Here is a 22953-nt window from a genome sequence, read left to right as displayed (position 1 = left end):
CCTTTACTTGGCCGGCTTCGCCTCCTTCGGGAGCGGCGCCACGGTGCCGAGGTCCCATTCCTCTTTGAACGGCTGGCCGTCCTTGAAGGTCAGCTCATACGCGAGGCCACCTTCGATCACCTTTTTGACCTTGCAGTCCCCCGAACGCGGGTTGTCCTCGGTGAGGCAAGGCGCGCCCACCGCGAGGGGCTTCGAGACGTCGATGGGCCTCATGTTCGACGTCTTGACCTTGTGCACCCTCCGTCCCTCGCGCTCCCCGTATCCATTGCCGAACTGCGTATCGATCTCGACCCAGGCGTCTTCGCCGCTCACCACGAAGACCTGCGCGGGATACCACGTCTCGGTGTCCGGACCGCCCTCGAAGTGCACCATCGCATAACTCCCCATGCCGAGCGGCGCCTCGAACGCGAGCACCTCCTCCAGCGGGAGCTTTTCCTTCCGCAGCTTCTTCATGAACCAGAGCGCGCACGTCGCCGATTTCGCGTCCACGGCCTCGATACGCCCGACCAAGTGGCTTTGCCCGAAATTGCAAATCGCGAACGCGCCCTTCTTGAGCCCCTTCGGCGCCACCGCGGGCCGCGCGAGCGCCGCCGGCACCGCGTACTTGTTCCCTCGCTCCTCGTAGACGACCTCGTTCGCGTCGGCCCGAAGGACGGTGACGAGCTTGAGCCGGACCGCGGCGAACGAATCCTGCGTGCTCCCCAGGCTGCCCATGTTGGGCGCGACGACCCACGCCTTCGGCGTCGTGATGGCCGCGGCCGTCTTCGGCCCATCCCAGAGCGCCCAGCGGCGAATCCCATCGGGGCCGTCCGCATCGTGGACGAGCCCCTTGGGCTTCGCGGGCTCGGCCGGGGCGGCGGGCTTGGCCTCGGGTTTGGCCTCGGGAGCCGCGGTCGGCGTCGCCGTCGGAGCGGCCGAGGGAGCATCACTCGGCGTGGTCGAGGTGTCCTTCACCGGGTCCGCCGGGGGCGGGTTTTCCACGGAGGAGCCGCCACAGGCGGCAACCGTGAGGGCGAGGGTCGCGACAAACGTGGGGGAAACGAGCTTGGCGTAGGACATCTCGCCCGCGGACCCTAGTCGAGGGCAGCGCGCATCGCAATGCCTCCCGAGCGGCCGTCCTCGACCTACACCTTCGGCCAGACGACCCCGCGCGCGCGCAGATCCGCCACCGTATCGGAGAGCGTCTCGATCGCATCCCGCGGCGAGAAACCGAGCTCCCGCGCCGCCTTCTTCGCGTCGAGGTACCAGTAATGCTGGCTCATCTCCGCGCTCACCCGGTCGAGCGGGCTCTCCGTGTTCATCCGCTTGGCGATCCGCTCCATGATCTCGGCGCCCGCTTGCGCCAAGAGCAGGCTCTTCGGCGCCTTCATGGTCGGCCCCTTCACGCCCGTCACGCGCTCGAGCATCCCGAAAAACACCTCGAACGTCAGGTTTTTCGCGCCAAGCAGATATTTTTCGCCCGCCCGGCCCTTCTCCATGGCCGCCAACATCGTCACGGCCACGTCCCGCGCGTCCACGAACGAAAGGCCGCCGCTCGGGATCATCGGCACGCGCTTCTCCATGAACTTCACGACGTCGCCGGTCGACGAGGCGAGCACGTCCCCGGGGCCGAGCAGGAGCGAGGGATTGACCGACACGACCTCGAACCCGGCGCCATTCCGATCGAGCGCCGCCTTCTCGGCATAAAGCTTCGACCGGTAATACGGCCAGCGCGCGATCACGTCCTGCGGCGGCAAGGCCGTCTCGTCGATGACCTTGGCCTCACGGCTCACGGCGATCGTGCCGCTCGTGCTCGCCAGGACGACACGCCGCACGCCCGCGGCCCGCGCCGCGTCGAGCGTGATCTTCGTGCCCTCGACGTGCACCCGGAAGAGCGCCTCCGCGTCCTCCGGCCGCCGCGAGACCCGGCCCGCGCAATGGAAGAGGCCTTCGCAGCCCTCGGCCGCGCGCTTGACGCTCTCCGCGTCGAGCACGTCGCCGCGCGCCACCGAAAAACCCTCTTTTCCGGCGAAGTCCGCAGGGTCCTTGCGGCAAAGCGCCACCACCTGGTGACCGCCCGAGAGCAGCACCGAGACGAGGTGACGTCCGAGAAACCCCGTAGCACCCGTGACGAGATAGCGGCTCATACGAGATCGAATACCTTCTGGAAGGTCAAGAGCAGGGAGATGTCGTTCGATTTCACGGCGCCCGACATGAACTCCATCGGGCTCGGCGTGTAGGCCTCACGCACGATCTTGAGGAAGATCTCGGGCGACGTCTTGAGCACGCAATCGGCCGCGGCGCCCTCGGGCTTGCCCATCTTCGCCTCGCACTTGCTCGGCTCGACGCGCAGCGTCCACTTCGCCTCGTTTTCGTTGCCGAGCGTGAAGTAATACGTGACCGGCGCCGTCACGCGGCCCGGGACGAACTTCGTCTCGAGGTCGCGGAACAGGATGACGAGCGGGTGTTCCTGCTTCGGCGCCGCCTCCTCGATCCGATCGATCTGCCGGATGTCGAGCACCTTGCCCTCCTTGAGGAGGACCACCGCCTGCCGCGTCAATTCCGCGACCTTGCGGCACGCCACGGTCGTCTTCATGCCGGCCGTGAGGCGCTTGAGCTCGCGCACTTCGAGCGGCGGGCCGATTCGCGCCACGAGATCGCGCTTCTTCAGGAAATTCGCGCCCTTGGGCAACGCCTCGTAGGTTCCGCCCAGCCAAACCGGAAGGATGTCCACCTCGTGGTGCAGCGCGAGGTGGCCGATCGCCGCGCCAAACTCGTGAATCTGGCCGTCGGTGCTGCGCGTGCCCTCCGGGAAGATCAGGATCGTGTTGCCCTGATCGATCAGATCCCCCGCCTGGCGGAGCGCCTGCCGGAGCCCGCCCTTGCGATCGAAGGGCGCGAGGTTCGTCAGGTTCTCGAAATACGCGCGGCGCCATTTCCCCGACTCGAAGAAATAGTCCTGCGCCGCGAGCGAGACGAGCTCGTCGCCGTACGCGCCGAGGGCGTACTTGACGAACCCCATGTCGAGGTGGCTCGCGTGGTTCGAGGCGACGATCGTGTTCCGGTTGTGCGGGATGTAGGCCCTTCCGTAGACCTTGGGGTGCATCACCCGGTCGTAGAAGTTCATCTGGGCCTTGCCGAGGAGCTGCTTGGCCATGTCGGCGAACGGCTTCGGGAGCTTGATCGGCTCGTCCTCGCCCTCCTCGACCTTCGCGAGCTCGACCTCGTGCGCCGCCTCGCCGCCGATCTCGACGACGAGCGCCTCCACGTCGCCCACCGTGTCGCAACGCGAGAGCCGGTCGGTGTCGATCGCCCGGCCCGTCTGCGCTTCGAGCGCGGCCGCGAGCTCCATCGCCATGAGCGAGTCGAACCGGAGATCCCCCCGGAGGTTCATCCCCGGCGTGAGATCGGCCGACTTCTTGTTCGCGATCGTAGCAATCGCATGCCGCGCCGACGCGCTCGTCGCTTGCCCGCCCTCGCCCGCGGGCATCGCCGACGCGCTCGCGAGCTTCGCGAGCACGCTCTTCACCTCGCTCCGCTTGACCTTGCGGGTCGCGGTGCGCGGCAGGTCGTGATCCCAGAGGTGCACGACCGACGGCTGCGCGACCTTCGGCAACTTCTGGAACGCCTCGCGCAGCGCCTTCATCGCCTTCTCGTGGCGCTCGGCGCGGGAAGGACGCTTCTCGCCCTCCGCGGGCTCGCCTTCGTCGCGCTCCGGAACGGCGAGGCACGCGACGCGCTCGCCGCCCTGTCCATCGTCGATGCCCACGATCGCGATCTCGCGGACGTGCGGCGTGCCGCCGAGGATGTTCTCGACGTCGTCCGGGTACACGTTCTCGCCGCTCGCCGTGACGATGACGTCCTTCTTGCGGCCGACGATGACGAGGCGGCCCTTCTTGTCGAGCTTGCCGAGATCGCCCGTGTGCAGCCACCCGCCTTCGTCGATCGCAGCGCTCGTGGCCTCCTCGTTGCCCGCGTAGCCGAGCATCACGTTGGGACCGCGCGCGAGCACCTCGCCAACGCCGCCCGCGTCGGGTTTGTCGATCTTGATCTCGACGTTCGGGATGGGCTTGCCGACCGTGCCCGGCTTCAGGCTCGGCGAGGCCTTGGCCACGGTGAGCACGGGCGCCGCCTCGGTCAAACCGTACCCCTCGCTGAGCGGCAAACCGAGGCCGCGGAAGACGTTCGCCGTGTCCTTGGGAAGCGCAGCGCCGCCCGAGATCAGGAAACGAACGTTGCCACCGAGCGCCTTGTGCACCGTGCCGAAGAAGAGGCGGCCGAGGTTCAAGCCGGCCTTCTCGCCGAGCAAACGGTTGAGCTCGAGGGCCCAGTCGAAGGCCGCCGCGGCCGCGGGACCCTGCTCCTTCACGCGCGAGGTCACGCGGCGCTCGAGCATCTGCCAGAGCGCGGGCACGCCGACCATCGCCGTGATGCGACCCTCCTTGAGGCCCTTCGAGACACGCTCGCCGCTGAGCTCGCCGATGTAGATGATGCGCGTGCCACGCGAGATCGGAAGGAGGAGCCCACACGTGAACTCGAACGTGTGGTGCAGCGGCAAGACGCTCAGGATGCGGTCGTGCTGCGCGAGCGGGAAGATCGGCGCGAGCGAGGCGAGCAGCGCCGTGAAGTTGTCATGCGAGAGCATGACGCCCTTCGGATCGCCCGTCGTGCCGCTCGTGTAGATGATGCTCGCGATGTCCTCGCCCTTGACCGTGACCTCGGGCGCCGGGAGTTTTTCGTGCGCATCGGGGTCCGCGAAACTCGCGAGATCGTAGACGCGGAGCTCGGGGAACGAGGTGCGTGCGCCCTTGCCACCCTTGCCCTCGACGACCGGATCCCAGAGCGCGACGCGCGCTCCCGACGAACGGATGATGTTCGCGAGCTGGCGCTCCTCCAGCGCAGGATCGACGGGCACCGCGACCGCGCCGGCCCGCAGGATGCCGAAGTACGCGACGGGCCACGCAGGCTGGTTTTCGCCCGTGAGCAGCACACGATCGCCCGGGCGAACCCCGACCGCCGCGAGGCGCGCGGCCGTGGCGAGCATGCCGTCCCGGAGCTCGCGGAACGTGGTGCGCGTGAGGCCCTCGTCCGTGAGGAGCTGCAGCGCGACGGCATGGTCGTGCCGCTCGGCCATCTCCTCGATGAGGTCGATGAGGTGGTCGTACTTGCGCAGGGCCTTGAGCTGTTTGTTCTGCTTCTCGTCGATGAGCGGGAAGACCCACTTTTCGAGGCCCGGGATGTGGATCTCCCACATGAACCAGCGCCAATCGAGCTTCTCGGGCTCCCAGTAGAACTTCGCGCGCTCGTCCTCGGGCATGCGCGCCATCGCCGCGCGCGTGTTCGCGCAGGAGAACACCCAGTCCGCCTCCGCGACGAACGGGAGGAAGATGTCCATCACGCCGGCCATCTTCTCCTCGGCCTTCGCCGCGCTGAGGAGCATGTCCGACGCAGGCTTGAGCAAAGGCCGCACCGGCCCGCCCGCGAGCTTGCCGAGCACGCCGCCGAGCGTGTTCATCGCCTTCGCGATCTGGTGCGAGCCGTGCTGCTCGTATTGCTTCTTCGTGAGGCCGACGGGCTCGAAGTACGCCTTGACCCAGTCGAAGAGCGCGCTCCGCTTGCCCTCGTACGCGAGCTTGCGCTTGTAGAGGCCCATGAGCTCGTAGTACCGCGTCATGCGGCAGCCGTTCGTGTCCGTCGTGCCGTACTGGTAGACGACCGCGGCCTTGCCTTCGAGCAGCTCGCAGAGCGAGGCGATCATGCCGCTCGTGACCATGTCGCAGGGGATGATGTCGAGGTGGACCCGGTGGTCGCCGGGGATCTGCACCTGGCCCTGCATGGCCATGTAGATGAACGGCGCGCTCGTGTTGATGCCCTCGTTCCAGCCGGGGAACGGATACACGCACGAGGACTCGATGACGGCCGGACGAACGATCGTGTAGGGCACGCCGCTCGCCGCGAGGACCTGCTCGCCGATGCTCTTCGTGTACGTGTAGATGTTCGTCCAGCCCCAGAAATGCGCGCGCTCGGTGCCGGCTTCGATGAGCTGGTTCTCGATGAAGCGGCGCTTCACCTTGGCGAGCTCGGCATCGAGCGCCGTGCCGCGGCAAGGCTCGCCGCGCTCCTGCAGGTTCTCCTTGGCCTCGTCGAGGAACGCGCTCTGCCGGAACGCGTCCTCACAGCGGTGCCGCGCTTGCTTGACGAGGTCGAGGCACTCGTCGATCTCGCGCTGCGGATCCCAGTGCGAGCGATCGAGCGTGCGCTCGGCGATGCCCGCGCCGAACCAGGTCTCGCCCTCGGCACGCGGGAACGGCACCTCGCGCGGATCGACCTCCTCGATGAGGCCGGAGCGATACCCGGCGACGTAACACGTGCTCGTGTGCAGGACCGGCGCCCCGAGGCGTCGAGCGAGCGAGACGAGGTTCGTCACGCCGAACGCGTTGACCTCGAGCGCCTCGTCGAGCGGCGGGTTGAAGTCGACGACACCCGCGACGTTGACGACCGCGTCGATCGTGCCGTCGATGCGCGCGAGCAGGTCCTTGTCGAGGCCACACTCGTGATGGACGATGTCGCCGGCGATCGCGGTGATCTTCGAGGCGATCCACGTCTCGAACTCGGCGCCCGGGTGCGCCTCGCGGATCGGGTCGAAGGAGGCGGAGGTGGCGATCTGCGACCAGAACCGCTCCTCGGCGGACTGGCCCGCCTTGGGCCGGACGAGCAGGTAGAGATGGCCGATCTCGGGGAAGCGATGCAGGAGCATCGAGACCCAGACCTTGCCGAGGAAGCCCGTCCCGCCGACGACCACCAGCCGCTTGCCGGAGAGGACGCGCGAAGGGAGCAGCGGGGTGGATGTAGCGGCTCCGTTCATCTCCGTCTCGCTCATGGAATTCGCCTCGTTCCCCCCCGTGAGAGGGAGAGGATTTCGGGTCCTTGGCCGATCAAGTCAAGCTCGACGTGGCGCGAAGATGGATTCGCAGCCGATCCGCACCACGATCAACGCTTGGGGCTTCGGGTCGCCTGACGGCGCCCTGTGCCCCAAACCCCCATCACGGCTTCTTGATGCCGAGCACGTGAAATAGAAATGTGTAGACGTCCACGGCCTCGAGCACCGCGTGGTCGAGCGGTGTACCGACGCCGCGACCCGTGTCGCCGCTCGAACGCAGGAGGATCGGCGCCTTGGCGCCCGTCGCCGCGAGCAGGCGTGCGGCCATCTTGCGGGCGTGTGAAGGATCGCCGCGCGGGTCGTTTTCACCGGTGAGCAGGAGCGTCGCCGGGTAGGGCTTGCCGTCCTCGACGCGGTGGTACGGCGAGTAGCCGTAGAGCGCCTTGAACTGCTTCTCGTCGGCGATCGAGCCGTACTCGGGGACGTCGTAGGCGCCGTTCGGGGTGCCTTCGAGCCGGAGCATGTCGTAGATGCCGCCGCGCGCGACGACGGCGCGGAACATGTCGGGCCGCTGCGTGAGCGCCGCGCCCATGAGCAGCGGCGCCTGCGGGGCGCCGAGGAGGGCGAGCTTGTCGCTCTTCGTCACTTTGAGCTCGAACAATCGCTCGGCGCAGGCGAAGAAATCGTCGAACACGGTCTGCTTCTGCGTGAGCATGCCGGCCTTGTGCCAGCCGTCGCCGCCCTCGCCGCCGCCGCGCAGGTTCGCCACCGCGACGATGCCGCCGACGTCGAGCCAGGCGCGCCGCGTGGGGTCGTAGTCCGGCGCGACGACCACGCCGAAGCCGCCCTGGCCCGTGAGGATCGTGGGGTTCTGCCCGTCGAACTTCGCGTCCTTCCTGCGCAGGATGCTGAGCGGGATCTTCGTGCCGTCCTTCGACGTGCACGTCTCGCGCACCACGGTCGCGTCGCTGAAATCGGCCGTCGCGGGCTGAGCCATCGCGGTCTTCTCGACCTTGCCGCTCGACGCGCGGAAGCGATACCAGGCCGAGGCCTCGGTAAAACTCTCGTTCTCGAAGTAGAGGTCGTCGTCCTGCAGCAAGACGACCTCGTGCACCCCGGAGACGGGCAGGATCGGCACGACGCCGCCCGGCTTTCCTTTGATGTCGAACCAGCGCATCTCGGTGGGCCCGCCTGCGCTCGAGCGCACGTAGATCCGCTGCAGCGTGGGCAGCACGTCGCGGAGCACCGACTCGCCCTCGGGCACGACGACCGTGGCCTTCGCGAGCTGGGGCTTCCACGCCGAGGTGCGCAGGAGCTTGCCGCGCGGCGCGTCCTTCTTCGAGATGATGTAGAGGTCGCCGTCAGGCCCCGCGACCATGCGCTCGACCTCGTCGACCGCGTCCGCGACCTTGGTAAAACCCCCGCCCTGGCGGAAGACGTGGTGCTCTTTCGGCCCGCCGTAGCCGCTCTCGATTTGCGCCGTGACGAATTTGCCGTCGCCGCTCGTCTCGAGGTCGATCTGCGCGAGGCGCGGCAGTTTGTCGATGGCCGGCGCGTCGTCCTTCACCGGCGTGTAGAGCTTGTGGAAATAGACCTTCTGGTAAAACCCTCGGTCCTCGGGTTTGCCCTCGCCCTCGGCGGGATAACGCGTGTAGAAAAATCCGGTGCCGCCGGCATTCCAGGCAATGCTCTTGCCCTTGTATCGGCCGGCGCCCTGCGGGACGACCTCGGCGATCTCGCGGCCCGAGCCCACGTCGAAGACGCGGATCGAGCCGCCTTCGCTGCCGCCCTTCGACAGCGAGACCGCGATCTTCCCGCCGTCGGGCGAGGCGACGTAATAATCGATCGAGGTATTGCCCGAGGGGTCGATCGTGGTCGGGTCGACGAGGACCTTCTCGGCGTTCGGCTTGTCGACGGGCGTGAGCGTGACCAGGAACGGCTGCTGCTTCGGCGGCCGCCAGCGCATCGAGAAGAGGACGTTGCCCTTGTGCTGGAGCGCGTAAAACGCGGGCGAGCCGTATTCGACGAACTTGCGCACGCTCGTGTAGAGCGCCTGACGGCCCGGCAGGATGTCCAGGAAGGCCCGCGTCCGCCGGTTGTGGTCGCCGACCCAGCTCTTGACATCGGTGCTCGTGCCGTCCTCGAGCCACTGGTAATCGTCGGCAACGCTCTCGCCGTGATATTCCTTGAACACGGCCTTTTTGGGCGTGGGCGGGGGCGGGTCGAGCGTGGGGCCGGGCGCCTCGACGGACGCGGAGGCCGACGTGGAAGGGCCGGCCTTGTCCTTCGGGCCGGTGACCGGCGAGGTGCCGGGGCAGGCGGTGAGGAGGAGCGCGAGGGGCGCGAGCGCCGCAAACGAACGGACCAAGGTCATGTCGGCGGCGAGGTTACGACGGACGAGGCGATCTGTCAGGTGTCGATGTGCGCATACCGCAGCCTCGGGTTGCGCGACGGGGCGCGCGCCGTAAGGACGAGAGGCTCGCCGACCTTTTCTCGCCCTTGCCCGTCTACGCCCACGAGAGCCCTATGCTGCCCCCCGGCCCCGGTTCACGCACGTGGAATACTTGGAGCTACATCACCGATCCGGTCACGGCGCTTTCGCGCTGGCGTGATCGGTACGGCGATACCTTCACGCTGCGGGATTGGTCGGCGACCACGGTCGTCACGAGTGATCCGGCGCTCGTGAAGGCGATCTTCGCGGTGCGCGACGTGGGCGTGTTCGGGGCCGTGGCGCCCGAGAGCTTCGACGTGATCCTCGGGCGGCGATCGCTCCTGCTCCTGTCGGGGCCGGAGCACCAGGCCGAGCGCAAGCTCTTGCTCGGTCCGCTCTGTCGGGCCGCGCTGCCGGCGTGGCTCGGGGCGATCGCGGATGCGACGCGCGGCGCGTTCACAGGGCTCGCAAAGGGACAAACCTTCGTCGCGCTCGAACGCATGCGGGAGGTGACGCTCGCGAGCATCTCGCAGATCCTGTTCGGGCCCGACGATCCGAAAGAGCCCGCGCTGCGCCGCGCGACGCTCGACATGATGGTTCACGTGCGGCCGAGCTTCCTCGTGGCGCGGGCGCTGCAAATCGAGGGCTTCGGCCGCACGCGCTTCGGTCGCTTCATGGCGGCCTCGCGGGCCTTCGACCGGCTGCTGTACGCCCGGATCGCCGAGGGACGAGCGCGCGGCGAGCAGGATGGAAGTCTCCTCGCGCTCTTGCTCGCGGCGTATCCGGAAGGCCAAGCGGGCGACGAGGCGATCCGCGACGAGCTACGCACGTTGCTCGTCGGAGGCCACGAGACGACGTCGTCGGTGCTCGCGTGGGCGCTCTACTATCTGCATCGGGATCCCGCGCTCCTCGCGCGCGCGCAGGCCGAGATCGACGCGATCGCCGAGACGGAGGGGCTCCTGCGCGCGCCCTTGCTCGACGCGATCATCGACGAGGTGATGCGGATCAGGCCGCCGGCGGGCCAGTGCTTCCGGATGCTCGTCGAGCCGCTCGATCTCGGGCCGCTTCGCGTGCCCGCGGGGGTGCTCGTTTCCCCTGCGATCAGCACGATCCACCACCGCGAGGACCTGTGGCCGGAGCCTTCGCGCTTCGATCCAGCGCGTTTTTCGAACGGCTCGCGGCCGAGCCCCTTCGTGTACCTCCCGTTTGGCGGAGGCAGTCATCGTTGCATCGGCGCGAGCCTCTCCAAAGTCGAGAGCGCGATCATCCTCGGGACGATCCTGCGCGAATATCGCCTCGGGCTCGACGAGACGCGCGAGCCCGCGTGGCGGCGCGAGGGAATCGCGCTGTGCCCGAGCCCCGGCGTGCGAATGCACGTAGAAGGGCGGCGCTCATAACTCGACGCTCCGGAGCCCGACCTCCCCGATCCGGAACACCACGGCCGAGGCCGTGCTGACGCTGCCCACGGAAAACCCGAGCACGACGTCCCCGGGCCGGATCCGCTTCTCCGCGAGCGCCGTGTGCAAATTGTTCGGCCAGAGCGTCGGGCCGCAATTCGCATAACGCGGATAGGTATCGACGGTGCGATCCATGCCGAGCCCGAGGGCGGTGGCGCAGAACTCCGCATACCAGGCCGTGGGCGTGTTGCAGATCAGGAAATCCACGTCCTTCAATTCGAGCTTCGCCTCGCGGAGCGCGCCGTCGACACAGGTGCGGAGGTAGCTCTCGGACGCGTCGCGAATGCTCTTGCCGGCGATGTGCTTGTTCGCCTGAATTTGCAGCGCCGGGGCGCCGCCGAGGATCGTCAACTCGTACGCGAATGCGCCGCAGGTCTCGGTCGTGGGCACGGTATGCGCCCCGAGCACGCCCATGCCGGCCGGGGCCGGCTCGACCACGAAGGCCGCGGCGCCGTCGCCGAGAAACCAGGAAAACGAGTCGGCCTGGTCGACGTCGCGGGTGTACGTGCAGCAGACGATGACGAGGATCCGGCGATAACGGCCGGCACGAATCAGATCGCTGGCCAGGTGAAACCCGACGAGCGCCGACGAGCAAGCGGTCTCGAAGCTGATGGCGGGGGCCCGCAGCCCGAGGTCGCGGACCACGTACGCGGCGTCGCCGACCACGTGGCTATCGGGCCGCAGGGCGTGAACCAGAAGGAGATCGACGCTCGCGGGATCGATCGCGCCGGCTTCCAGGGCCGCACGTGCGGCCGCGCGTTCGAGGTCCTGCGCGCGCATGTCCGCGGGCATGACCCGGCGCTCGACCGTGCCGCGGAATGGATCGGCGAGGTATCGAGCGATCGCGCGATCGTAATGGCTCGGCTGCGTGTCCTCGAAATCGGCCCAGACCTTGGCCAGGGTGGCCTCGCGAGCGTTCGTGATCAGCGCCGGATAATGCTCCTCCCACCAGTCGTTCGTCCGGATCTGCCGGGGAAATGCGACGCCGAGGGCGGTGATCGTGCCGGAAGGGTTCGTCATTTGGAGGAGATTCCTTGCGTCTGGTGGTCGATGCTGCGCAGGCGGTCGCCGAAGGGCGCCGGTTCGTCGAGGTCGATGGGCACGTCGAGCACGAACGGGCCGCGGGCCCGCATCGCCATATCGAGCGCTTCGAAAGCTTGCGTCTCGTCCCGCACGCGGACGCCCTCGGCGCCGAGGGAACGGGCAAGCAGGGCGAAGTCGACCTCGGGGAAATCGACCTCCGGCCTTGCATGGCCGAGCGCGCGGAGGCCTTGATCGACCATGCCGTACCGCGCGTCGTTGAGCACGATCCAGGTCACCTCGGCGCCGAGCTTCGCGGCCGTGTTGATTTCGTTCTGCATGAGGAAGGCGCCGTCGCCGACCACCGCGACGGCCCGCTTTCGCGTCGCGAGCGCCGCGCCGATAGCCCCGGCGCTGATGTGTCCCATCGGGCAGAACAGGCCGGACTGGCGATATCGATGCGGCGATGCGAAACGCAGATATCGGGTGGTCCAGGCAAACGCATTGCCCGCCTCGGCCAGGAGCACGCCGGGCGAGCCTTCGATCACCCGATCTTGCAAGCATTGCATGAGATATTGCGGGCGAACCCGCGCGGGCGTCTCGCGTGGATCGAGGCGTGGCGGTCTGGATCGAGGCACAGGAAAAACCCTGCGCGGGCGGGCGTCGATGCGAGCGAGTAGCGCGCGCAAAAATCCCCCAATCTCCGCCTGCACGGCGAGTGTATCGGCCTGGGGAAATGCGCTGCCCGGCACGTCGGGATCGAGGTCGATGTGAATCAATCCGCGCGGGGGAATCAATCCTTCCAGAAAAGCCGTGCTGAACTCGCTGAGCCGGGATCCGAGCACCAGCGTGCGATGGACGTGGCTCGCCTTCAGGCGCTCCACGAGATCGGGATCGCTGCCAACCGCGCCGCTGACCCCGAGGTAATGCGCGTCCTCCTCGGAGACGATCCCCTTGCCGCGCGGCGTGGAGATCACCGGCGCGCCGGTGCGCGCGACGAGCTCCCGCACCTCGGCGGCGGCATGACGCGCTCCATGACCGACCCACAAGGCAAAGGGCTCGCGCAAGCATTCCAGCACCCGCGTCACGATCGCCTCGTTCGCCGCGACATCCGCGGCGGGGACGGTGAGCGGCACGCGCGGAGCTTGTTTGGCCTGCAAAGCAAGGGGCATGGCGACATGGGCGACGAACCCACGCCGGCGCGCAAATCCACGCGCGAGGGTCCGCATCACGCGCGGCAACTCGGCCTCGTGCTCGAGCGCGACGGCATGATCGAAGAGCGTGGAAGGCGTGTAAAGGTCGCCCGGCAACGTCTGCGTATTGCTCTCCTGCAAGGCAAAACGCCCCCGGAGCTCGCCGCCCGTCGCGCCCGACACGAGCAGGATCTTCGCCCCTTCCCAGCGGGCCGTGACCACGCCGGTGATCGCATTCGTGAGCCCCGGGCCGGTCGTCGTGAACGCAATCGCCGGCGCGTCGGTCAAAAGGGAGGCCTCGATCGCCGCATACACCGCGCCGCTCTCGTGACGGCAATGGACGACCTCGAGCGATGACCGCATCAGCGCGCCGTAAAAAGGAACCAGCGCGCCGCCGGCCACGCCGAACGCGAATTGCGCCCCGAGGAGCCGCAGCCCTTCGATCAGCTCGTCAGAAACCGTCGTGACCAGAGGAGCGTCAGGGTGCGGTCGCGCCATCGATGCATCCACACGACGAGCTCACCCGCGATCCCTTCGTCGTGCGGTACCTCGGGGCTCCGTTCCGGGCGGAGATTACGACAAACCGGAGGATCTGTCAGGTCCGGATGGCGCCCCGCACGCGACGCACCCCTGGGCGCGCAGCCACGCCCGGGCGCTCGGCTCGTCGTCGAAAAATGCAAGGTCGAACCCGGTCCGCGCGAGCACGCGCGCAGCGGTCGCGACGAGCTGCGCGAGCACGCGGGAGCCGAAACTCGCGCCAACCACGGCGTTGACGAGGCGAGGGATGCCGCGCATCGCCTCGATGAACGCCTTCCGGCTCGTCGCGCTCATCGCGATCTCGCCCTCGATGAGGCTGAGAATGAAGGCGGTCCCGCCCCGGGTCTGCGCCTTCATGGCCGCGCCGAAGGCCTCCGCATCCGCGGGGAAGATCTCACGGCGGATGCGAAGGATCAGGAGATCCGGCGTTTCTACGTCGATGTCATGCCCCCCCACCCTCACGACGACCTAGCCTTTCATCCGGTGCGGCACCCGGACGCCCTTTTCCTCGGCGACGTGCACAGCCGTCTCGTATCCCGCATCCGCGTGGCGAATCACGCCCATGCCCGGATCGATCGTCAAGACCCGTTCGAGCCGCCGCGCCGCCGCGTCCGTTCCATCCGCGACGATGACCATCCCCGCGTGCAACGAATTGCCGATGCCCACGCCGCCGCCGTGATGGAAGCTCACCCAGGACGCGCCGCCCGCCGTGTTCGCGAGCGCGTTCAAAATCGCCCAGTCCGCAATCGCGTCCGAGCCGTCCTTCATGGCCTCCGTCTCGCGGAACGGGCTCGCCACCGACCCGCAATCGAGGTGGTCACGGCCGATCACGATCGGCGCTTTCACTTTGCCCTGACGAACCAGCTCGTTGAACACGAGGCCGACCTTCGCGCGATCGCCATACCCGAGCCAGCAGATGCGCGCGGGCAACCCCTGGAACTTCACGCGCTCCCCGGCGAGCTTGATCCACCGCGCGAGGTCCGGGTCGTTCGGCACGGCTTCGAGCACCGCGCGGTCCGTGGCGAGGATGTCCTCCGGATCGCCCGAGAGCGCGACCCAGCGGAACGGGCCCTTGCCCTGGCAAAAGAGCTCGCGGATGTACGCCGGCACGAAGCCCGGGATGTCAAAGGCGCGCTCGCAACCGGCCTCCTGCGCACACGTCCGGATGTTGTTGCCGTAGTCGAAGACCTCCGAACCGCATTGCGCCATTTCCAGCATGGCCTCGACTTCGAGCCGCATGGAGCGCTTCGCCCGCGTCACGTACTCCTTCGGGTTCGAGGCCCGGAGCGCGGCCGCCTCCGCGAGCGAGAGGCCCTCGGGGATGTAACCGATGAGCGGATCGTGCGCGGCCGTCTGCTCGGTGACGAGGTCCGGCACCACGCCACGCCGCACGAGCTCGGGGAAGATGTCGGCCGCGTTCCCGCAGATCGCGATCGAGGTGGGCTGGTTCTTCTCGACGGCCGCCTCGATCGCGGCGAGCGCCTTTCCGAGGTCGTCGATGCGCTGATCGACGTAACGCGTCTCCAGGCGGCGCTCGATGCGGTGCGGATCGATCTCGACCGCGAGGCAGGACATGCCGGCCATCGTCGCGGCGAGCGGCTGCGCGCCGCCCATGCCGCCGAGCCCCGCCGTGAGCACCCAGCGCCCGCCCGGGCGGCCCGAACGCGCCTCGTGCGCCTTGCGTGCCGCGACGAACGTCTCGTACGTGCCCTGCAAAATGCCCTGCGTGCCGATGTAGATCCACGAGCCCGCCGTCATCTGGCCGTACATCGTGAGGCCGAGCTGCTCGAGCTTGCGGAACTCGTCCCAGTTCGCCCAGCGACCGACGAGGTTACTGTTCGCGATGAGCACGCGCGGCGCGTCCGGGTGCGTGCGGAACCGGCCCACGGCCTTGCCCGACTGCACGAGCAAGGTTTCATCGTCCGCGAGATCCTGGAGCTCGCGGACGATGACGTCGAACGCCTCCCACGAACGCGCGGCCTTGCCCGTGCCGCCGTAGACGACGAGATCGTCCGGCCGCTCGGCGACCTCGGCGTCGAGGTTGTTGTGGAGCATGCGCAGCGCGGCCTCCTGCACCCAGCCCTTGCAAGAAAGGGTGGAACCGCGGGGCGCGCGGACGGGACGGGGACCAGATTGGCGGGTCGACATGCTCCCGCTTTACCACGACAGCCGGAGAATGGGTGCGGCGAGGCGCTACGGGATCAGGAGGAGCTTGCCCGTCGTCTCCCGGCCTTCGAGGCGGCGGTGGGCCTCGGCGGCGTCCGCGAGCGGGAGCTCGGCGTGGATGCGGACGGAAAGCGCGCCCTCGGCGATCCGCGCGAAGAGCTGCGCGGCGCGGGCGGCGAGTTCCTCGCGCGTGGCCGTGTAGTCGGCGAGGCCCGGTCGCGTCAGGAAGACCGAGCCCGCCGCCGAGAGGCGCTGCGGATCCAAGGGCGCGACGGGGCCGCTCGATTGACCGTACAGCACGAGCATGCCGCGGCGCTTGAGGGCCCCGAGGCTGCGATCGAAGGTGTCTTTCCCGACGGAGTCGTACACGACATCGACGCCCGCGCCGTCCGTGTGGCGCCGGGCCTCGGCGGCGAAATCGACCTCGCGGTAAAGGATCACCTCGTCGGCGCCCGCCGCGCGCGCGAGGGCCGCCTTCTCGGCCGTCGAGACCGTGCCGAACACGAATGCGCCCGCGTGATCGGCGAGCTGGCACAGAAGCAGGCCCACGCCGCCCGCGGCCGCGTGCACGATGCACGTATCGCCCGGGCCGAGCGGGTACGTCGAGGTGGCGAGGTAATGCGCGGTCATGCCTTGCAGCATCACGGCCGCGGCCGTCTTCGTATCGACGCCCTCGGGCACGACGACGAGCTTGTCGACGGACGCGATCACGTGGCTCGCGTACGAGCCGGGCACGGAGGCCCAGGCGACGCGCTGGCCGGGCGCGATCGACGTGACCTCGGGGCCCACCGCCTCGACCACGCCGGCGCCTTCGAGGCCGAGGCGCCCAGGCAGGGCCATCTTGTAGAGACCGGTGCGCTGATAGACGTCGATGTAGTTCACGCCCGCGGCTTCGACGCGAACGAGGGCCTGACCGGGGCCCGGTGTGGGAGTGTCGAACTCGGCGAGGGAGAGAGCCTCCCGACCGCCCGGCGTGGAAACGGCGATGGCGCGCATACAGCGCAATTCGCCGAGGTGGCCCCGAGCGTCAAGAGCTCATGGGTGGACGGGAACGAGCGGCCGCGTTCCAAAGCCGATCGGATTCTGCTATTGCGGGGAGCCATGGCCCTCGATCGCCCGACCCCCGTGAGCTTCCATGCCCCGCTGGTCCTCGCCGTGGGCCTGCCCCCCGACACCTTTTCGCGGGCGGGCGTGGTGCTCGGGCCCTCCGGCGTGGCCCTCCGGGAGTCGAACCTGCTCGATCTGCGCAGCGACTCGGCGAAGTATCGGCCGCTCGTGCTGCTCGTGGACGCCGAGCTCTACGACTTCGACCCCGAGGCATTCGACATGGTGGCGAAGGACGTGGGCGCGAAGCTCGGGGTCGCGGGCAGCCCGCGCGAGGCCGAGGTCACGCTCGGGCAGCTCATCGCCGCCGTCACCCGAAAGAGCGTGTTCCCGCCGCCGCCGAGCAGCGCGGACGCGGCGACCGACAAGTGGGATTTTTCCGAGGTCGTCGCCGCCGTGTCTGCCGCCGAGGGGCGCGAGTAGCAGAGACAATCGTAGCAAGGGACAAACGTGGTTCGTCCGGGCAATGCGATCGGCCCGACGAACCGCGCCTGTCACTTCTTGTCGCGGAACATCGTCACGAGCAGCACGAGCGCGGGTTTGCCCTCGACCTCGTGCACGACGTGGGCGTCGAGCGGCACGACGACGCCCGGCGACATCGGGACGACCTCCTCGCCCACGCGGAGCTCGCCCTGGCCTTCGAGGCAATGGATGGTGATCGGGTGGATCGCGTGGTGCGCCGCGAGCACCGCGCCCTCGCGCAGCGCGATGAGCACGAGCTTGCGGCGCTCGTCGGAAAGGACGGTGCGGACCTCGCGCTCGCCCTCGCCGCGGAGCGCATCCTTGAGCTGGATCGGCGTGATCGTCATCGTTCGCTCATCCATGCGACGGTTCGGGCTCGACGAGCTCGACGAGCACGCCGCCCGTCGCGCGCGGGTGCAGGAACGCCACCTTGTGGCCCCGCGCGCCGACACGCGGGGTCTCGTCGATGAGCGGGACGTGGAGCGATTTCAGGAGCGCGAGCGCAGCTTCGATGCCTTCGACCTCCACGGCGATGTGGTGCAGGCCGGGGCCTTTTTTCTCGAGGAACTTCTGCAGCCCCTCGTTGCCCTTGGGCTCGATCAGCTCGACGTTGCTTTCGCCCACGGGCAGGAGCACGACTTCGGTCTTCTGCGAGGAGACGAGCTCCCGCACGCCGGGCTCGAGGCCGAGCGCCTGTTGCCACTTCACGAGCGCGTGATCAATGTTGTCGACGGCGATGGCGACGTGATCGATGCGCTTGATCTTGATCATGTTGCTCTCCGGACCGGTGGGATGAATGCAATTCACGTGCGACGCCGCACGAGGAGCGTGCGGGTGATCTCGACGGCCTTCTCGGGCACACGGCCGGCCGTCTTGCCGAGCTCGGGCGTGAACAGGTCCGCCCCCCTTTCGAGCAGGACCCGCGCCGGCGTGTTCTTGAGCCCGATCACACGCAGGACCACGATCCCAGCATCTTTGCCGCGCTCTTCCTTGGCGACGACCGACGACGCGGCATAAAGCGTGTCGCCGGCGAGCACGCCGCTCGGATGCGCGCCGTCGTCGAGCCCGAGGTCCCAGACGGCGTTGCCCGCGGTGTCGCGGCTCGACAGCGAGAGCACCCAGGCGAGCACGAGGCCGCCGAAGACGACACGCGTCTTCGCGAACGAGCTCTTCTGGCAATACCGTTCGTCGACGTGCATCGGATGCGAGTTCCGGAAGAGCGTCGTGAGCTGCATGTGCTCGGCCTCGCTCACGGTGCGCCCGGCCTCGTGCGCGTAGACGTCGCCGACCTCGAAATCGTCCCAGAACGTGGGAAACGCGGCGCGGCGCGGGGGCGAGAGGTCCCCGAGGAGCGAGGCCGGCGCGCGGGGCATGGGCGCGGCGGGGCGCTCGTCGACCGGGCTTTGCGGCAAGGCCGCGGCCCGCCCCGAGACGTTGCCCACACGCACGAGCACTTTGCGTTCGAACGAGCAAACGACCTCGCCGTCCTGGTTCGAGACTTCGGTGCGCACGTGCACCACGCCCTTGTCGCCGGTCGAGACGGGACGCGTGCCGATGACCCGCGACGCGGCGACCACGGTATCGCCCGGGTAACACGCGTTCGGGAAGCGCACGTCCATGTATGCGAGGTGGGCGATCGCCTGCTCGCTCACGTCGTGCACGCTGAACGACAGGCCGAGGTTCAGGAGCAAGAGCGGGTGGACGGGCCTGTCGCGAAGGCCGAGCTCCCGCGCGGCGCGCCGGCTCGCGTAGGTCGGGTTCGCGTCCTGGAACGAGGCGGCGAAGAAGGCGAGCATGCCCTCGTCGACCGTCACTTCCCAGGGATGGGCGTAGATCGCCCCGGGAACGAAATCGTCGAAGAGCCTACCGTAGCGGATCGTGTGGATCATTCGGAAAGTTCGCGGCGCCGAGGACGGACGCGAGCATGGCACGAGTCGGGAGCGGATGCGAAGGCAGAGCGCGCTCTGCCGCTTGCTTGACGTCCGGCGGGCCTTCGTGCAGAAGTGCGCGTCGGAGGAGCCTTCGACGCATGTCTCGGCGTGAAACCTGGCTCGCGGTGATCGATCGTTTCGATCCGGAGCTCTCGCCACGAAACCCTGCGTGGCGCGCGCCGCGAAGCCGGAGCCCTGCGGGGACGATCTGCGAGTGGCTGGACATTCCGCGTGGCATCCCGCGGCTCCTCGTGACGGGCACGATCGGGACGGGCAAAACCACGGAGCTCCAGCGCATCGCGGAGGAGCGGGCCGGCAAAGAGTTCGTGGTCTTCGTCGACCTCGAGCGCCATTGCTCCGAGGTCGTGCACGACGCGCAGGCGATCGAGCGCGTGAGCCCCTGGGAGGTGTGTTTCCTCATGGGCGTCGCGCTTCTTCGCGCGGCCGAGGAGCGCCTCGCGTACGTGCTCCCCGAGGAACACCGCAAGGACCTGGAAAAACGATGGGCGGCGCTCGCGGGAAGGACGAACGCGGATGCGCCGCCACAGATCGACATCGCCTCCCTCGCGAAATCAATGGTCGTGCTGGCATCTTCCACCGCCACCGGCGCGCCCGCGGCCGTAGGCACGGGGCTCCAGCTCCTCAAGGCCGGCGCCGAGGCCGTGAAATGGACGGCGCCTTTTGGCAGGACGCAGAAAGCGCTCGCGGATCAGGAGTCCGACGTCCAGGCCCTGCTCGATTGCGTCAACACGCTGATTGGCCTGGTACAACAGCGCGGCTCGCGTGTCCTCTTCATCATCGACGGGCTCGACCGGATCCGCGATTTCAACCGCGCGAAGGCGCTCTTCCTGGACTCGGTGCTCATCTCGCAGCTCGCCTGCCCCATGGTGATCTGCGGGCCGTTCGCGCTCCGGCACCACCCGGCGACGGCGGCGATCCGAGGGTTTCACGACGTCCCGTCGCTCGTCAATGAGCCGGTCCTCCGCAAGGACAAGCCGAGGGAGCTGGGACCAGGCGTGGCGTTCTTCCGGGAGCTCTTCGCGCGACGCGTGGCCGATCTCCCAGGCGGACCCGATCTCTTCACGCCCCAGCAGATCGACAAGCTCGCCTACCATTCCGGCGGTCGAGCGCGGGAGTTCGTGAAATTCGTCTTTCGTATCGCCGGGCTCGCCCATCGTGAAGACCTCGCACAGGCAACGGACGAACTCGTGGAGCGTGTCCTCGAAGAGGCGCGGCGACAGCGGGAGACGGGGCTCAACAAGGGTCACATTCGGACGCTGGAGGAAATCGCAAAGGACCCGGACCATCGGCTGCCCGAAGGAAACCTGGCGCAGGAGCTCCTCACGTACGGCACGCTCTTGCCGTATCCGAACGACTCGGAGTGGTATTTCCCGCATCCGCTCCTCCTCCGCCACATGATCAAATTGTGAGCGACTGGATCGAAGAGATCCGTCTGGGGCTCCGGCTGAGCCCGCGAGGCGTCCTCATCCTGGTGGACGAAGCGGTGCCCGAGCGGCTCGGCGGTCTCGTGCGCGCGCTCCTCGTCGATCACCCCGATCTCGAAGTGCTGGCGAAGCCAAGCGGGCTGATGGATCTCCCCGACGGCTCGGCCGTGGTGCTCGTCCCCGAGGCGGAGGACGCGTTTTGGCTCAACATGAACCGGCCGGTCTTCGCGCGGAAATCGCTGAAGGTCGTCCTCTTCTGCCGGCGCGAGGTCACGGAGGTGCTGGCTCGGGAGGCGCCCGACTTTTACGATTGGATCGCGCAGCGGCACGAGTGCCCGCCCGGCGTCGCAGAGCATGCGGTTTTTGGCATCCGGCAGGCACTCCGGTGTCGGGCGCCGGGGATCTTGTTTGCACACGCGGACAAGCTTTACCGGAAAGACCCGCAAGAGCGCATCGAGCGGTTCGAGCAAGTCTTTCGGGAGGCTCTGCCGGGACGGACGATCCGGTGGATCGATACGATGAAGGCTTATGCCGAGGTCGTGTCGGAGATCCAGAATGCGGGGCGGGCGTGGGTCGCGTGCGACGCCGTGGGATACGAGCATGCCGCGCGGTTCCGGTGGGCGCTCGCGGAGGCGCGGCGCAAGACGCGGGCGATCCTGCTCGTCCCCAATTACTACCAGGATCGCTTCTGGAACATCTCGGACCATGTCTGGGGCCCCCTCGACATGGTGACGAAGCACCTTGCAAACGCAGGCGCGAGACACCCAGGAAGGCTGGCTGCGGTCTCCGGACAGGAGACGGGCGTGATCGGATGCCTGATCGGCCTATTGTCCAGGGGATATGCCGAGGAGGAGCTACTCGCGGCGATGCTCCGCTCCACGGATGCGGCTGCAGGTCTCGGCGAGAGAATCCTGAGCGCCGGCCTCGCGCGGGCGCCCATTCAAGGTTATTTCATCCCTCCACACGTCCAGCGCCACCTCGGCAAACGCATCGGGCTGTGGAGCCTCTCGCGCCGCCCCGCCCGGAAGGTCGAGGGTATTGAAATCTTGGACGGGAACGGCGGGTTTCCTCTCCTCATCGACCGCGCGCCCCGGATCGAATTCCTCCTCTGCCAGGGCGAGCGTACGCCGGAGCGCTGGATCGAGCTCTCGCGGCTCGCGTACGACCATGGCGACTTCGACGCTGCGCAGACGTGGGCGAGCCGAGCGCTGGAGATACAGGAAAGCGCAATCGGATATTTCTTGCAGGGAATCGCCCTGACGGAGCTCTCGCACTTGAACTGGGAAGCAGGTCATCCTGCCGCGGCGACGCTACGTCGGGCGGGCGTGCAGGCGCTCATCCACGCAGAGCCGATGCTCGATGGCGACATGCCGCCCGAGGACCTGCTCACGCTTTATTCGCTGCTGGCCGAGATCGGATTCGAGATCGGCGTCGACCCGAGCCACGTCTGGCAGCTCCAGCGTGCGCTCATGCTCGTGGACGAGCCGCGCACCCGACCGAAAGATCTGCGGCGCATCGCGGGTCTCCTCCGACGTACGGGCGACGTGGAGCGCGCCGAGGCGATCCTGAAGGCGACGCTGGACAAGACGAAGGATCACCAAGAGCGCGCCAAGCTTCGTTTCTCGCTCGCATGGTGCGCGTTCACGCGAAGGAGCTTCGACGAGGCCGATACCATGGCGGAGGGCATCGCCAAAGAGATTGCCGGCCGAGGGGGATCGGCGTACGAGCGATTGCTGCTCGACATCGACAAATTCCGGATGCGACTGCGTCTGGAACGCGGTGAGCCTCGCGAGGCCCTCACCGTCGCAGATGCCTCCTTGAAACGCGAAACTCCTTATGCGTGGTCAATCCGGGGGGAAGGCGGCCATCGCATTCCTCTCGTCGCCATCGCGCTCAACCGCTCGGGACGCGCAGCGGACGCCGAGGTCTTGCTCCGCAAGCTCCTCGCGCTCCCGGTCGAGGTGGACCTCGACGCACGATTCCTCGGTCTCGTGTCCCGCGATGCGCTCGTCGCGTTCGTGCACGACACACGTCTTCTCCTTGGGATGCACCCGGAGGCCCGAAAGGAACTCTGGAACGAGCTCGCCGCCGCCCTCCGCGCCCAGGGTCGCCACCTCGAAGCCGCCGAGGTCGAAGCCCAACGCGACCAGGATCTCGACGAACCCCCGCCCGCCTCGTGACCTTGACACCCCCCCGAGCCCATGCCTCGGCTCCGCCGCACGCACGGCCGTCCCTCGCCGCCTCCCCTGCCCCTCGTGCGTCACGCACGACGGTGCATCGACGTAAGGATCCACCCCCGCGCGCCACGCAAGATGGTCCCTCGGCGCCCCGAGTGACCTCCGTGCGTC

The 22953-nt window shown here is 68.2% G+C and carries 16 protein-coding genes; 4 read left to right on the top strand and 12 right to left on the bottom strand.

The window, feature by feature from the left end; translation table 11 throughout:
- Positions 1-3: 3 nt before the first annotated feature.
- From KEG57_RS10850 to KEG57_RS10835, 4 genes are all read right to left on the bottom strand, one after another.
- Positions 4-1059 carry a hypothetical protein gene (locus KEG57_RS10850; RefSeq protein ID WP_272419640.1) on the bottom strand — a complete coding sequence of 352 codons (1056 nt, stop codon included), beginning with the start codon at positions 1057-1059 and terminating at the stop codon, positions 4-6.
- Positions 1060-1124: 65 nt separating this feature from the next.
- Positions 1125-2126, bottom strand: a complete 1002-nt coding sequence (locus KEG57_RS10845) for an NAD-dependent epimerase/dehydratase family protein (RefSeq protein WP_272419638.1) — start codon at positions 2124-2126, stop codon at positions 1125-1127.
- Positions 2123-6859, bottom strand: a complete 4737-nt coding sequence (locus tag KEG57_RS10840; protein WP_272419637.1) for an AMP-binding protein — start codon at positions 6857-6859, stop codon at positions 2123-2125. The genes KEG57_RS10845 and KEG57_RS10840 overlap by 4 nt, the downstream gene beginning before the upstream one ends.
- A 163-nt stretch (positions 6860-7022) precedes the next feature.
- The gene (locus KEG57_RS10835) at positions 7023-9233 is read right to left on the bottom strand and encodes a prolyl oligopeptidase family serine peptidase (RefSeq protein ID WP_272419636.1); all 2211 of its coding nucleotides are present in this window, start codon (positions 9231-9233) and stop codon (positions 7023-7025) included.
- Positions 9234-9385: 152 nt separating this feature from the next.
- Between KEG57_RS10835 and KEG57_RS10830 the strand changes: the two genes are divergently transcribed.
- Positions 9386-10687 (top strand): cytochrome P450, encoded by a 1302-nt coding sequence (locus tag KEG57_RS10830; protein ID WP_272419634.1) that lies wholly within the window; start codon positions 9386-9388, stop codon positions 10685-10687.
- On the opposite strand, the gene KEG57_RS10825 is transcribed toward KEG57_RS10830, so the two are convergent.
- The 5 genes from KEG57_RS10825 to KEG57_RS10805 form a co-directional block, all read right to left on the bottom strand.
- Entirely contained in the window at positions 10682-11767 is a 1086-nt protein-coding gene (locus KEG57_RS10825) for a 3-oxoacyl-ACP synthase III family protein (RefSeq protein ID WP_272419633.1), read from the bottom strand. The two genes, KEG57_RS10830 and KEG57_RS10825, sit on opposite strands and share 6 nt — an antisense overlap.
- Positions 11764-13458 (bottom strand): thiamine pyrophosphate-dependent enzyme, encoded by a 1695-nt coding sequence (locus KEG57_RS10820; protein ID WP_272419631.1) that lies wholly within the window; start codon positions 13456-13458, stop codon positions 11764-11766. Before KEG57_RS10820 ends, KEG57_RS10825 begins: the two co-directional genes overlap by 4 nt.
- A 75-nt stretch (positions 13459-13533) precedes the next feature.
- Positions 13534-13953, bottom strand: coding sequence for a hypothetical protein (locus KEG57_RS10815; RefSeq protein WP_272419630.1), 420 nt, complete (start codon positions 13951-13953; stop codon positions 13534-13536).
- 12 nt (positions 13954-13965) lie between these two features.
- On the bottom strand, positions 13966-15645 hold the full coding sequence (gene hutU, locus KEG57_RS10810; RefSeq protein ID WP_272419629.1) for a urocanate hydratase: 1680 nt from the start codon (positions 15643-15645) through the stop codon (positions 13966-13968).
- 45 nt (positions 15646-15690) lie between these two features.
- The gene (locus tag KEG57_RS10805; RefSeq protein ID WP_272419628.1) at positions 15691-16659 is read right to left on the bottom strand and encodes a quinone oxidoreductase family protein; all 969 of its coding nucleotides are present in this window, start codon (positions 16657-16659) and stop codon (positions 15691-15693) included.
- A 105-nt stretch (positions 16660-16764) separates the two neighbouring features.
- On the opposite strand from KEG57_RS10805, the gene KEG57_RS10800 reads away from it, so the two are divergent.
- Positions 16765-17190, top strand: coding sequence for a hypothetical protein (locus KEG57_RS10800; protein WP_272419627.1), 426 nt, complete (start codon positions 16765-16767; stop codon positions 17188-17190).
- A 71-nt stretch (positions 17191-17261) separates the two neighbouring features.
- Here KEG57_RS10800 and KEG57_RS10795 read toward each other — a convergent pair whose 3' ends face one another.
- From KEG57_RS10795 to KEG57_RS10785, 3 genes are read right to left on the bottom strand one after another with little or no spacing between them, the layout of a single operon-like run.
- The gene (locus KEG57_RS10795) at positions 17262-17576 is read right to left on the bottom strand and encodes a cupin domain-containing protein (RefSeq protein ID WP_272419626.1); all 315 of its coding nucleotides are present in this window, start codon (positions 17574-17576) and stop codon (positions 17262-17264) included.
- Between the two features lie 7 nt (positions 17577-17583).
- A complete protein-coding gene (mce, locus tag KEG57_RS10790; RefSeq protein ID WP_272419625.1) occupies positions 17584-18000 on the bottom strand; it encodes a methylmalonyl-CoA epimerase in 417 nt (138 codons plus the stop codon).
- Between the two features lie 32 nt (positions 18001-18032).
- The gene (locus KEG57_RS10785) at positions 18033-19118 is read right to left on the bottom strand and encodes a MaoC family dehydratase (protein WP_272419624.1); all 1086 of its coding nucleotides are present in this window, start codon (positions 19116-19118) and stop codon (positions 18033-18035) included.
- Between the two features lie 140 nt (positions 19119-19258).
- Between KEG57_RS10785 and KEG57_RS10780 the strand changes: the two genes are divergently transcribed.
- A complete protein-coding gene (locus KEG57_RS10780; protein ID WP_272419623.1) occupies positions 19259-20590 on the top strand; it encodes an AAA family ATPase in 1332 nt (443 codons plus the stop codon).
- Positions 20587-22785, top strand: a complete 2199-nt coding sequence (locus KEG57_RS10775; RefSeq protein WP_272419622.1) for a tetratricopeptide repeat protein — start codon at positions 20587-20589, stop codon at positions 22783-22785. The genes KEG57_RS10780 and KEG57_RS10775 overlap by 4 nt, the downstream gene beginning before the upstream one ends.
- The last annotated feature ends 168 nt before the right edge of the window (positions 22786-22953 follow it).

Source organism: Polyangium jinanense, from assembly GCF_028435365.1.
Note: the sequence above shows the minus strand (reverse complement) of the source record. Positions and strands in the feature narration are given on the sequence as shown.

Coding starts and splice junctions, on each gene's coding strand:
- KEG57_RS10850 (WP_272419640.1), bottom strand. CDS start 1,059: ATGTCCTACGCCAAGCTCGTTTCCCCCACGTTTGTCGCGACCCTCGCC.
- KEG57_RS10845 (WP_272419638.1), bottom strand. CDS start 2,126: ATGAGCCGCTATCTCGTCACGGGTGCTACGGGGTTTCTCGGACGTCAC.
- KEG57_RS10840 (WP_272419637.1), bottom strand. CDS start 6,859: ATGAGCGAGACGGAGATGAACGGAGCCGCTACATCCACCCCGCTGCTC.
- KEG57_RS10835 (WP_272419636.1), bottom strand. CDS start 9,233: ATGACCTTGGTCCGTTCGTTTGCGGCGCTCGCGCCCCTCGCGCTCCTC.
- KEG57_RS10830 (WP_272419634.1), top strand. CDS start 9,386: ATGCTGCCCCCCGGCCCCGGTTCACGCACGTGGAATACTTGGAGCTAC.
- KEG57_RS10825 (WP_272419633.1), bottom strand. CDS start 11,767: ATGACGAACCCTTCCGGCACGATCACCGCCCTCGGCGTCGCATTTCCC.
- KEG57_RS10820 (WP_272419631.1), bottom strand. CDS start 13,458: ATGGCGCGACCGCACCCTGACGCTCCTCTGGTCACGACGGTTTCTGAC.
- hutU (WP_272419629.1), bottom strand. CDS start 15,645: ATGTCGACCCGCCAATCTGGTCCCCGTCCCGTCCGCGCGCCCCGCGGT.
- KEG57_RS10805 (WP_272419628.1), bottom strand. CDS start 16,659: ATGCGCGCCATCGCCGTTTCCACGCCGGGCGGTCGGGAGGCTCTCTCC.
- KEG57_RS10800 (WP_272419627.1), top strand. CDS start 16,765: ATGGCCCTCGATCGCCCGACCCCCGTGAGCTTCCATGCCCCGCTGGTC.
- KEG57_RS10795 (WP_272419626.1), bottom strand. CDS start 17,576: ATGACGATCACGCCGATCCAGCTCAAGGATGCGCTCCGCGGCGAGGGC.
- mce (WP_272419625.1), bottom strand. CDS start 18,000: ATGATCAAGATCAAGCGCATCGATCACGTCGCCATCGCCGTCGACAAC.
- KEG57_RS10785 (WP_272419624.1), bottom strand. CDS start 19,118: ATGATCCACACGATCCGCTACGGTAGGCTCTTCGACGATTTCGTTCCC.
- KEG57_RS10780 (WP_272419623.1), top strand. CDS start 19,259: ATGTCTCGGCGTGAAACCTGGCTCGCGGTGATCGATCGTTTCGATCCG.